Source organism: Armatimonadota bacterium (assembly GCA_020354555.1).
Taxonomy (GTDB): domain Bacteria; phylum Armatimonadota; class Hebobacteria.
The window spans coordinates 2880267-2892355 of sequence record CP070648.1 but is presented as its reverse complement, the minus strand read 5'-3'; the positions used below and the strand labels follow the sequence as shown (position 1 = coordinate 2892355).

General features: G+C 68.7%; 11 protein-coding genes. All 11 read left to right on the top strand.

The annotated features are described in order from the left end of the window. On the top strand, positions 1-1876 hold a 1876-nt coding region (locus JSV65_11825), incomplete at its 5' end, for a hypothetical protein (protein ID UCH33259.1). Between the two features lie 296 nt (positions 1877-2172). Next, positions 2173-2754, top strand: coding sequence for a 5-formyltetrahydrofolate cyclo-ligase (locus JSV65_11820; protein ID UCH33258.1), 582 nt, complete (start codon positions 2173-2175; stop codon positions 2752-2754). Positions 2755-2805: 51 nt separating this feature from the next. Then, positions 2806-3177 (top strand): dihydroneopterin aldolase, encoded by a 372-nt coding sequence (folB, locus tag JSV65_11815; GenBank protein UCH36767.1) that lies wholly within the window; start codon positions 2806-2808, stop codon positions 3175-3177. Between the two features lie 67 nt (positions 3178-3244). Next, positions 3245-3880, top strand: a complete 636-nt coding sequence (locus tag JSV65_11810; protein ID UCH33257.1) for a cyclodeaminase/cyclohydrolase family protein — start codon at positions 3245-3247, stop codon at positions 3878-3880. Between the two features lie 26 nt (positions 3881-3906). Continuing rightward, on the top strand, positions 3907-4770 hold the full coding sequence (locus JSV65_11805; protein ID UCH33256.1) for a bifunctional 5,10-methylenetetrahydrofolate dehydrogenase/5,10-methenyltetrahydrofolate cyclohydrolase: 864 nt from the start codon (positions 3907-3909) through the stop codon (positions 4768-4770). 195 nt (positions 4771-4965) lie between these two features. Beyond that, on the top strand, positions 4966-6444 hold the full coding sequence (gene gatB / locus JSV65_11800) for an Asp-tRNA(Asn)/Glu-tRNA(Gln) amidotransferase subunit GatB (protein ID UCH33255.1): 1479 nt from the start codon (positions 4966-4968) through the stop codon (positions 6442-6444). A gap of 120 nt (positions 6445-6564) precedes the next feature. Further along, entirely contained in the window at positions 6565-7740 is a 1176-nt protein-coding gene (gene nifV / locus JSV65_11795; GenBank protein UCH33254.1) for a homocitrate synthase, read from the top strand. 51 nt (positions 7741-7791) lie between these two features. Further along, positions 7792-9183, top strand: coding sequence for an FAD-dependent oxidoreductase (locus JSV65_11790; GenBank protein UCH33253.1), 1392 nt, complete (start codon positions 7792-7794; stop codon positions 9181-9183). Between the two features lie 92 nt (positions 9184-9275). Beyond that, entirely contained in the window at positions 9276-10301 is a 1026-nt protein-coding gene (locus JSV65_11785) for an ATP-dependent 6-phosphofructokinase (GenBank protein ID UCH33252.1), read from the top strand. Between the two features lie 73 nt (positions 10302-10374). After that, positions 10375-11643 carry a serine--tRNA ligase gene (gene serS, locus JSV65_11780; GenBank protein ID UCH33251.1) on the top strand — a complete coding sequence of 423 codons (1269 nt, stop codon included), beginning with the start codon at positions 10375-10377 and terminating at the stop codon, positions 11641-11643. Positions 11644-11745: 102 nt separating this feature from the next. After that, positions 11746-12089, top strand: a 344-nt coding sequence (locus tag JSV65_11775) for a hypothetical protein (GenBank protein ID UCH33250.1), incomplete at its 3' end; no start/stop codon positions are given.

Here is a 12089-nt window from a genome sequence, read left to right as displayed (position 1 = left end):
GAGAACCTGGGGCTCGGCGCTAAGCGCGGATGCGCTGACCTACCTGCCGCTCCTCCTGCTGTGGGCCGTCATCATCCTGCCTGTCGCCGAGCGCGCCGCCTTCCGACTGTTCTGGGCTGCGGTTGCGGCGGTGGGTGTGGGGAAAGCGGCGCTGCTGGCAACCATCGCTCGACGCCAGCTGTCGGCGGCGGGGTCGAGCGAGTTCGCGCGGCGGATCAGTGCCGTCGCGGGAGCGCTGTCGGTAGTCGGCCGCGTGTTCGCGCCGGTCATCCTGATTGCGCTGGCGGCGCGATGGCACATGCTGCATCTCTACGACGGCCTGGCGGCGCCGGAGGAAGGGCTGCTCGCCCATGCAGCTCAGGCCATCGTGGCCGGGGACATCCTGTACCGCGACCTGAGAAGTGTCTTCCCGCCGGGCGCGCCCTACCTGCACGCGGGCATGTTCGCCGCGGTCGGCAAGACCCTCGTGGTCGGCAAAATCGCTCTCGGCGTGGGCCCGGTGCTGCTGCCGCTCGCGGTGTATTACCTGTCCCAGCGCGTCATGCCGGCCGGGATCGCATTCGTGGCGGCGGCACTCGTCGGTCTCACGGGAGAAGGGAGCGTGGCTGCGTTTCTCGCCCTGTGCGCGATCGGCGTCGGGTTCGCGCGCAGCGGCGACCGCAGGGCGAACTGGGCCCTGGCGGGCGCGCTGACCGGGCTGGCCGCAGCGTTCGACGTGATGCTGGGGGTGTCCGCGGCCGGCGCCGTCGTGGTCATGCTCACCCTGCGGCAGCAGCCCTTTGTCATGCGGCGCGTCGGCTCTACGGATGTGGACCTCGCGTTGGGTGGATGGGCGCTGGCGCCCTTCGCGCTCGGAATCGCGGTGGTCTGGGCGCCGATTGTGCTCTACTTCGCCTCCCGCGGGGCGCTCGCTCCCATGGGAGGCGATCTGCTGGCGGGAGCGCGCGGGGAGGTGACGCGTCTGTTGCGACCTGCGTCGGAAGACGCCGGGGCGCGGATCCTCGGGAGCGTTTACGCGGTGGGCGCGGGGTTGCTGCTGTGGCGGCTGGCCGCGCGGCGCCTGTCGGAGGCGGACTTTGTCGCGTTGACCATGATCGTCTTCGGGGCGATCGCGTTGTGGTGGTCGCTGGGGACTGCGGATCCGTACCATCTGGCATGGTCGGCGCCGGCCGCGTACATGCTGGCCGTGTGGCTGTTTGGGTGGGCGACAAAAGCTGCGGCGCAGTCGGTCGTCGGCTGGCCACCGTGGGATCATCTGCGGGTGCTCAGGTCGGCCGCGGCCGCGTTGGTGTTGATCGGCGCCGCCGTGGTGTTGCTCGGCTGGAGTCGGCCGGCGGCAGGCAGACTCGAGGAGATTGCGCAGACGCGGGCGATGGTGGCGCCGCCCGCGGGTTGGAGGCCGGTGGAGGTCGCTGCGGCCGGGGGAGCCTATCTGCCCGAGCGCGCGGCCCACAGTGTGGAGAAACTTGTGGAGTACGTGCAGCGCCACACGCTGCCCGGTGAAGCGCTGCTCTGCGGCCCCGCATCTCCGGCGATCTATTTCCTTGCCGAGCGGCCGCATGCGACGCGCCTTGACTATTGGTATGCTGGGAACGTGGCCCCGGGGGACGCCGCGGAAGCGGTGGTGGGGATGGAGTCGGACAAGCTGCGGATGGCCGTGGTCGCTGTGGCTGATGCGCCGTGGCAGCGCGATGTAGTTGCGGAGTCGGTGATCATCGGGTATGTCGCCAGGCAGTATCAGCGAGTGGCGCGATTCGGCGACTATCTCGTATTCCTGCGCAAAGGGGCGAGCCTCACGCCGAGAGTGGAGCGCGAAGAGGAGGACGAGACCTCGCCTGGAGGCCCGGCACCGCGGGCATCCATGTTCGGGCCGTGAGCCAAGTAAGGCGCGCGGGCGAGCCGGAACGCTCGCCGTCGATCGGGGACGGCCACCGGGTCCTGCGTCGGGCGTGATTAGGTTGCGTTGGCATGGCGCGCCGGCGCAGGAGCCGCCCCTGGCGCTTCAGGCGAATACTCGGCAGCCCCGCACCTCCGCAGCGCCGTTCCTTTACAACGATACAGGCTTGTAGTATACTCGCCGTTACGTGCCGAAAGGCGACAGGCGGAGGCGAAGCGGCCGGGCGCGCGGGCCCGTGACTCGCACGCCGCCGCGCGTGATTGACGGGGGCGAGTTTGGAGAGCAAGTCGGCGCTGCGCAAGCGAATCGCCGCGGTCCGCGACGCCATCCCGCAACCGGAACGCATCGCGAAGAGCGCGGACATCGCTCGGCGCCTGACCGAATGGGAACGATTCGAGCAGGCGCGGACCATCCTCGCATTCCTCTCCACTCGCAGCGAGGTGCTCACCGAGCCCTTCATCGCTCGCGCCCTCACGTCTGGGAAGACCGTGGGCGCTCCGCGCACGCTGCTCGGGGAGAAGCGGCTCGACTTCCGGCGCCTGCGGGGGAGCGGGGACGACCTGGTGGCGGGTCCGTTCGAGATCCTGGAGCCGAATGCGGATGCGCCGCCGCTCGATCCCGCGCGCGCGGACATCATCCTGGTGCCCGGACTGGCGTTCGACGAGCAGGGATACCGGCTCGGATACGGGGGAGGGTTCTACGACCGCCTGCTGGCCGGCCTGGCGGTGCGGGCGGCGGCGGTGGGCGTGGCCTTTGAGGCGCAGATGATCGAGCGCGTGCCGCGCGAGGATCGCGACCTCCCGGTGGGCTGGGTCGTCACGGAAAAGCGGATCATCACCTGCGGTCCGGCGCGGTGAAGCGCGCGCTCCGAGAGAGAACGCGGGGTGGCCAAGCAGGTGCCGAACCACATGAACGCGGATAAGATACGACTGGTCAACATGAGCTTCTACGGCTACCACGGCGTGCACAGCGAAGAGCGCCGCATGGGCAAGAAGTTCTACATTGATGTCGAGCTGACGCTCGACCTGAGCCCGGCGGGCACGACCGATGACCTGACCAAGACGGTGGACTACGCCGAGGTCTATGCGCTGATTCGCGAGATCGAGGGCGGCAAGCAGTACTCCTTGCTGGAGGCGCTGGCGGAGGACATCGCGCAGCGGCTGCTCGACAAGTTTGGGGCGCAACAGGTCGTGGTGCGCACGCGCAAGTCCGAAGTGCCGGTCGGCGGCCTGATGGACTACGCCGAAGTGGAAATCACGCGGAGCCCCCAGAAGGACTGACTCGGCGCCGGCCGCGCCGCGCCGGGGCGAAGAAGCGGGCGACGCGTACGACCGGAGGAGAGCTGACATGGCAGATGCGATACGAGAGCCGATGGGCGAGTACCTGGATCGCCTGGCGGCGAAGCTGCCGGCGCCTGGCGGCGGCAGCGCGGCGGCGCTGGTCGGCGCGCTTGGCGCGGCGCTCGAGAGCATGGTTGCGAACTTCACCGTGGGTAAAGAGGCCTATCGCGAGGTCGAGGATGACGTGAAGACGCTGCTCGAGCAGTCCGAGGCGCTGCGCGGGGAGCTGTCCAAGCTGGTGCAGGCGGATATGGACGTGTACTCGAAGGTGTCGAGCGCGTACGGCTTGCCGCGGGAGACTGCGGAGCAGAAAGCCGCGCGCACCGAGGCGATTCAGGCGGCGCTGGAGGTCGCGGCGCAAGTGCCGCACAAGGTGGTGAAGGCGTGTGACAAGGTGCTCTCGATGTGCCCCGAGCTCGCGGCGAAGGGAAGCGCGAACCTGATCAGCGACGTCGGCGTCGCGGTGGTGTTCGCCGAGGCGGCGCTGCAGGCGGCGTATCTCAACGTCGAGATCAACCTCGCCGGCATCAGGAACGAGGCGTACAACGAGCAGGTGCGGCGGGAGCTGACGCCGCTCGTGGAGCGCGCGGCGAAAGTGCGGGCGGAAGTGTGGCAGCACGTAATGGCGGCCGTGCGCAAGTAGCGGCCTACAGAATAGGAGGGTATCAAATGGCAGCGGAATTGCTGAAGGGCGCGCCCATCGCGGAGCGCATCAGGGCAGAGGTGGGCGCGGACGTCGCGGCGCTCAAGGAGCAGGGCATCACGCCTTCGCTGGTGGCGCTGCAGGTCGGCGAGAACCCGGCCAGTGCCGTGTACGTCGGCCAGCAGCAGAAGACCGCCGACAAGCTGGGCATCAGCTATCGGCTGGAGGAACTGCCCGCCGAGTCGTCGCAGAAGTTCGTCGCCGATTTCATCGGGAAGCTCAATACCGATCCTAGCGTGACGGGGATCATCCTGCAGATGCCGGTGCCGGAGGGGCTTAACGCGCGCGCGCTGCAGGCGCTGATTGACCCCGCCAAGGACGTCGAGGGCGTCTCGCCCGCCAACATGGGCTGGGTCGTCTTCGGGCGCCCGGTGCTCGCCCCGTGCACCGCCCTGGGCGTCGTCGAGTTGATCAACTCGACCGGCGTGGACCTCTACGGCAAGGAGGTCGTGGTGGTCGGTCACAGCGACATCGTGGGCAAGCCGGTTGCGCTGCTGCTGGTGGACAAGTTCGCGACGACCACGATCTGCCACATCGGCACCGGCGAGCGCGGCGTGCTGCCCGACCACGTCAAGCGCGCGGAGATCTTGGTGGTCGCAGTAGGCAAGGCCGGCCTGATTAAGGGCGAATGGGTTAAGGAAGGCGCGATCGTCGTGGACGTGGGCATCAACCGCGTGGGCGACAAGCTCGTTGGTGACGTCGAGTTCGAGCCGGCGGCCGAGCGCGCGGCGTACATCACGCCCGTGCCCGGCGGGGTCGGGCCGCTGACGGTCACAATACTCATGAAGAACACAGTAGCGGCGGCCAAGCAGCAGAAGGGGATCGAGTAGGCCCGACTGCGCCCGATATCAAAGCGCCCGCGGGCGCTGGTGGCAACGCGAGTCATGGGGGCGCACGACCGACCTCGGCCGTGCGCCCCCATTGTGCCACCGGCGGAGAATGAAACCGGGGCCTGCGCGGCGAATACCGGTCCTCGGTCGATGCATGTGGGGATTCACCACGCCCGAGGCGAGCGGGACGCACGGATGACGCGATCGGAACAAGTGGAAGTCGCCGCCTACGAGCCGGTCATCGGGCTCGAGGTGCACGCCGAGCTGAAGACGGAGTCGAAGGTGTTCTGCGGCTGCTCGACGCGATTCGGCGCGCGGCCGAACAGCCAGACGTGCCCGGTGTGCCTCGGCCTGCCCGGCGTGCTGCCGGTGCTCAACGAGACAGCGGTGGACTACGCGCTGCGCGTCGCCCTCGCGCTGGAATCCGAGATCGTTAGCCCGTGCATCTTCGAGCGCAAGAACTACTACTACCCGGATTTGCCCAAGAACTACCAGATCAGCCAGAAGCGCCGGCCGCTCGCCCGCGGCGGCAGGCTCGAGATCGAGGCGGACGGCGCGTCGAAGTGGGTGGGCGTTGACGACGTGCACCTCGAGGAGGACACCGGCAAGCTCGTCCACCCCGAGGGCACGGGCGACGACTACTCCCTGGTGGATTACAACCGCTGCGGGGTGCCGTTGCTCGAGATCGTCAGCGCGCCGGACTTGCGCAGCGTCGAGGAGGTCTCGGCGTACATGACCGGCGTCCGCGACCTGCTGATGTACCTCGGCGTGTCGGACTGCCGCATGGAGGAAGGAAGCCTGCGCTTCGAGGCCAACATCTCGCTGCGACCGGCGGGGTCGGCGGAGTACGGCGCGCGGGTGGAGATCAAGAACCTCAACTCCTTCCGCACCGTGCTGCGCTGCCTGGAGCACGAGGTGGTGCGCCAGGAGGAGCTGCTGCGCGAGGGCCAACCGGTGGCGCGCGAGACGCGCCTGTGGGATGAGGCGGCGGGCGTCAGCGCGGCGATGCGCTCGAAGGAGGAAGCGCAGGACTACCGGTACTTCCCGGAGCCGGATCTCGTGCCGCTGGTGATTGACGAGGCATGGCTGGGACGGGTGCGCGGGGAACTGCCCGAATTGCCGCGCGCGCGGCGGGGGCGATTCGTCGAGCAGCTCGGGTTGTCCCGTTACGATGCGGGCATCCTGACGGCGGATCGGGAACTGGCGGATTATTTCGAGGCGGTGTTGAGCCACGGCGTCGAGCCGAAGGCGGTGGCCAACTGGGTCTCCGGCGAGTTGCTGCGGCACTTGAAGGAGCGCGGGATCTCACCGGCTGCCGCGCCGGTGGCGCCGGAGCGGCTGGCGGGCTTGGTACGGCTGGTGGCGCAGGGCGCCGTGACCGGCAACGCAGCCAAGGGGGTGCTCGCGGAGATGTTCGAGTCCGGCCGCGCCGCCCACGAGATCGTCGAGGAGCGCGGTTTGGCGCAGATCAAAGACGAGGGGGAGTTGGACCAGGCGGTCGAGCGCGTGCTTGCCGACAACCCGGACGGCGTGGCGGATTACCGGGCGGGGCGCAAGCAGGCGCTCGGCTTCCTAGTCGGCCAGGTGATGAAAGCCACCCGGGGCCGCGCCAACGCGAAGGCGGTCAACGAGTTGCTGCGCCAGCGCCTGGAGGGCGATGCGCCGGACAACTGAGACGATAGAGCCCTAGCCGTGCCGCCCTGGACGGAGCGAAGGGTCTCGCGCGACGGAGGTCCTTCCCTTCGGTCAGGATGACGGCCGGCGAGGTGACGCCCGGCCGAGAGGAGGATGACAATGGAGCGGTTCTATTCGGCGGCGGCAGATGCGATCAAGATCGTGGACACGACGCTGCGCGACGGCGAGCAGACGGCGGGAGTCGTCTTCTCTAACCAGGAGAAGCTCGACATCGCGAAGATGCTCGACGAGATCGGGGTGCACCAGATCGAAGCGGGCATTCCGGAGATGGGGGGCGGGGAGCAGTCGAGCATCGAGAAGATGGCGCACATGGGCCTGCAGGCGAGCGTGCTCGGGTGGTGCCGGGCGGTGCGCGGGAGCGTGGACGCCGCGGTCGCCTGCGGCGTGGACGCGGTGGCGATATCCATCTCCACGTCGGACATCCACATCGAGCACAAGCTGGGCAAGACGCGCGAGTGGGTGATCGAGGCGATGACGGGCAATGCGGTGCACGCCAAGGAGCAGGGCATCCGGCACGTCTCGGTCAACGCGGAGGACGCGTCGCGCTCGGACATGGACTATCTCGTGCAGTTCGGCCTGGCGGCAAAGGCAGCCGGGGCGGATCGGTTGCGCTACTGCGACACCGTGGGCATCATGGAGCCCTTCACCATCTACGAGAACGTGAAGCAGTTGATCGAGCGCACCGGGCTGCCGGTCGAGATGCACACCCACAACGACTTCGGCCTCGCCACCGCCAACGCGCTGTGCGGCATCCGCGCCGGGGCGACGTTCGTCAACACCACGGTCAACGGCCTCGGCGAGCGCGCGGGCAACGCCGCGCTCGAAGAGGTGGCGATGGCGCTGAGGCACCTGCACAAGCTCGAGATGCCGGTCAACACGGTCAAGCTGCGCCGGTTGAGCGAGCTGGTGGCCAAGGCGTCCGCGCGCGACATCCCGATCTGGAAGGCCATCGTCGGCGCCAACGTGTTCGCCGCCGAGAGCGGCATCCACGCCGACGGGATCCTCAAGAACCCGATGACCTACGAGGCGTTCTCGCCCGAAGAGGTCGGCTTGCAGCGGCAGATTCTGATCGGCAAGCACTCGGGCTCCGCCGCGATCAAGAACAAGTTCTCGGAGTACGGCATCGCGCTCAGCGACGACGTCGCCGCGCTGGTGCTGGAGCGCATCCGCCAGTGGGCGGTCGAGCGCAAGCGCACGCTGTTCGATAAGGAACTGATGCAGATCTACGAAGATGTCATCGGTGCGCGCCGCGACCAGGAGAGGGCGTCGGACTAGGAGTCTCAGCGGCCGTCGCGGCGCGGACGGCGTGACGTGCCGGAGGAGAGGATGATGGCAGATGCTGCGGTGTTGCACCTGTCCCAGTTCAGCCGGCGGGACTTCTTGAAGCGGGCGTCGCTCGGCGCGCTGGGGATGGCGGCGGCGCCGGCGGTGATGGGCCGGCGCGCCGAGGCGGCTGGCGCCGCGCCCGAGATCTGGGACGTGCTCGTCGCCGGCGGCGGCCCGGCCGGGTTGGCTGCCGCGGTGTCCGCCGCTCGGATGAGGGCGCGCACGCTGCTCGTCGAGCGCTACGGCTTCCTCGGCGGCATGGCCACGGCGGGGCTGGTCAACCCCTTCATGAGCTTCCACATCGCGGGCAAGCCGATCATCGAGGGAGTGCTCGAGGAGGTCATCGAGCGCCTCAAGGCGGCGGGCGGGTGGAGCAGCCCGCGCACGTCGCTCGCCTTCGACGCCGAGGCCTTCAAGTTCGTCGCCGACGACATGTGCCGCGAGGCGGGGGTGAACCTGCTCCTGCATACTTGGCTCGGCAAGCCGACGGTCAAGCGCGGCGCTATCGAGTGGGTCGCGGCGGAGAACAAGTCGGGCACCCAACGCCTCAGCGCGCGGGTGTACGTTGACGCGACGGGCGACGCCGACCTCGCCGCGCGAGCGCGCGTGCCGTGCAAAGTCGGCCGCGACGAGGACGGCCTGACGCAGCCGATGACGCTGTGCTTCCGCATCGCGGAGGTGGACATCGAGCGCATGCCGCCGCGGGAGGAACTCAACCGCCTCTATGACGCGGCGCGGGAGGCGGGGGAAGTCACTAACCCGCGCGAGAACGTGTTGTTCTTCTTCGTCCCCGCGCCGCGGGTGGTGCACTTCAACACCACGCGGGTGGTGCAGCGGAGCGGGGTCGACGCGGCCGATCTGACGGCGGCGGAAGTCGAGGCGCGGCGGCAAGTGCGGGACATGGTGGCGTTCCTCAGGTCGCGCGTGGCGGGCTTCGAGAAGTCGTATCTGCAGACGATGGCGCCGCAGATCGGCGTGCGCGAGAGCCGCCGCATCGTCGGTGAATACGTCGTCACCGGCGAGGATATTCTCGAGGCGCGGAAGTTCGACGACGCGGTCGCGCGCGGGAATTATCCCATCGACATCCACAATCCGGCGGGCGGCGGCACGGTCATCCAGCACCCGCCACGGGGTGACAGCTACGACCTGCCGTACCGGTGCATGGTGCCGAAGCGGGTCAACAACCTGCTCGTCGCGGGGCGCTCGGTGTCGGCGACGCACGAGGCGCAGGCGGCGCTGCGCATCATGCCGATCTGCATGGCTCTCGGCCAGGCGGCGGGGATCGCGGCGGCGATGTCCGCGCGGAAGGGCATCGCTCCACGCGACCTGCCCTACCGCGACCTGCGCCAGTGGCTGCTGCGCCGCGACGCGAACCTGCTGCGCAAGCGATAGCGGCGCGGCGTTGCGGCGCGGCGGGTCCCATGTGATGGCGGACCGCCGGCCCGCTTCGGGACACGGAAGCAGGGCCCACGAAGAGGTGAGTCATGGACCGAATCGGCGTCATGACCGGCGGGGGCGACTCCCCGGCGATCAACGACTGCCTGAACGCCGTCGCGCGCGAGGCGGCGGTGCGCGGGATGGCGGTGCTCGGCTTTCGCCGCGGCTGGGCGGGCGTGGCGGAGGGCGATTATGTCGAACTGACCCCCGCCGCCGTCGAGCCGCACGCCTACACCGGCGGGACACTCATCCACACCTCGCGCACCAATCTGGTGAAGATCGAGGGCGGCCCGCAGAAAGCCCTCGACAACATGGACCGCCTCGGCGTTGACGGGTTGATCGCGATCGGCGGCGACGACACCCTCGGCGTCGCGCACACGCTGTGCGGCATGGGCCTGCGCGCCGTCGGCATCCCGCAGACCATTGACAACGACATCGGCGAGACCGACTACTCCATCGGCTTCGACAGCGCGGTGGACATCGCGGCGACGGCGATGCGCCGGCTGCACTCCACCAATTACAGCCACCGCACCGACATGCTCGTCGAGTTGATGGGGCGCGACGCGGGGTGGATCACCCTCTACGCCGGCCTCGCCGGCGGCGCCCACTACCTGTGCGTGCCGGAGTCACCGCTCGACCTCGAGGATCTGGCCGCGCACCTGCGCAAGCGCCGCGAGGCGGGACACCCCTATTCGATGGTCGCCGTGTCCGAAGGCGTAGAGCTGAAGACCGGTAAGATCGCCGGCGAGGTTGACGTCTTCGGCCACGCTAAGGCCGGCGGAGTGACGTTCCCGATGATGGACGAGTTGCGAGAGCTGACCGGCGCGAAGCCGCGCAACATGGTGGTCGGCTACCTCCAGCGCGGCGGCCCGCCGAGCGCCTTCGACGCGCTGCTCGCGATGCGCATGGGCATGGCGGCGGTGGACCTGCTCGCCGACGGCAAGTTTGACTACATGGTCGCCAGCCGCGGCGGCGACATCGTGCCGGTCGAGTTGGAGCGGGCGCTGGCGCGCAACCGCACCGTGCCGCTCGAGTTGTACGAGCGCGCCCAGCGCCTGGTGACGGTGATCTGAGGCGTTCGCGGCTCCTGCGCGGCAGTGCTGACGCGGACGAGCCGCGCCATACATAGATCTGCGAGGAGGCGACATGCTCGACCTCAAGTTCATCCGCGACAATCCCGACGAAGTGCGCGAGGCGCTGAAGAAACTGCACGAGGATGCGCCGATTGACGACCTCCTCGCGGCCGACGAGAAGCGCCGCGCGCTGCTGACCGAAGTCGAGAAGCTGCGCCAGCAGGTCAACGAGCGGTCGCAGCAGGTCGCGCGCGCGGAAGCGGGCGAGCGCGCGAGGCTCATCGCCTACAGCCGCGACCTCGGCGACCGCATCTCGGAGCTCGAAGACGATCTGCGCGAGGTCGAGGCGCAGCTCGACGAGCAGCTGCTGCTGGTGCCGAATATGCCGCATCCCAACGTCCCCGTCGGCGACAGCGAAGCGGACAACGTGATCGTCCGCACGTGGGGCGAGCCGCGCGCGCTCGATTTCGCGCCCAAGCCGCACTGGGAACTCGGCGAGGAACTCGGCATCATAGACTTCGAGCGCGGGGTCAAGGTGTCGGGCACGCGGTTCTACGTCCTGCGCGGGCTCGGCGCGAGGCTGCAGCGCGCGCTGATCACGTTCATGCTGGACGTCCACGTCAACGATCACGGCTACACCGAGATCTACCCGCCGTACATGGTGCGCCGCGAGTGCATGGAAGGCACCGGCAATCTGCCGAAATTCGCGGACAACCTGTACCACGACGACGAAGACGACATGTGGTTCATCCCGACCGCCGAGGTGCCGGTGACCAACCTGTTCCGCGACGAGATCCTGGAGGCGGCGCAGCTGCCGCTCCGCCACGTCGCGTACAGCGCGAACTTCCGGCGCGAGAAGATGGCGGCGGGGCGCGACACGCGCGGCCTCAAGCGCGGGCATCAGTTCGACAAGGTGGAGCTGGTCAAGCACGTCGCGCCGGAGACGTCGGACGAGGAGCTGCAGAAGCTCATCGCCGACGCGGAGGATATCCTGCAGCGGCTGGAGCTGCCGTACCGCGTGAACCAGATGTGCACCGCGGACCTCAGCTTCGTCGCCGCGATCAAATACGACCTCGACGTGTGGGCGCCGGGCGTCGAGGAGTGGCTCGAGTGCTCGTCATGCAGCAGCTTCGGGGATTTCCAGGCGCGGCGGATGAACATCCGCTACCGGCCGCGGGCGCGCGCGCGGCCGCAGTTCGTGCACACCCTCAACGGCTCCGGCATCGCGCTGCCGCGGACGATGATCGCGGTGATGGAGAACTACCAGCAGCCCGACGGCAGCATCCGCGTGCCGCAGGCGCTCGTCCCCTACATGGGCGGCGTCGAAGTCATCGGGCCGTAGGTTCCGGACGGCGGCAGGCGCCGAATGGCGGCGCAGGCGGCGGCTCCCGCGGTAGTCGTCCTCGCATGCAGCACCGGGAACGTCGTGACGGAGGGAGCGCAGATGAGGCACGCATTTGTGTACAGGGCGTCCGAGCGGTTCGCTGGCTGGCCGGCCAACAATGGTGTGTGGTGCTGGGGGAACGAGATACTCGTCGGCTTTAACGTTGGGCATTTCAAGGACAACCAGGTGGGGCACTCGATTGACAGGGACAAGCCGTCCCGGGCCGTGCTTGCGAGGAGCACCGATGGCGGCGAGACATGGACGATCGAGGAGCCCGACACCTACGCCTGGGAGGACGTGGACGCAAAGCCGTGTCCAGGGGAGATCAACTTCGCGGCGGCCGGGTTTGCCATGAAGTGCCGCAACGCGAAGTTCCTGGCTTCCTGCGACCGGGGCAAGACGTG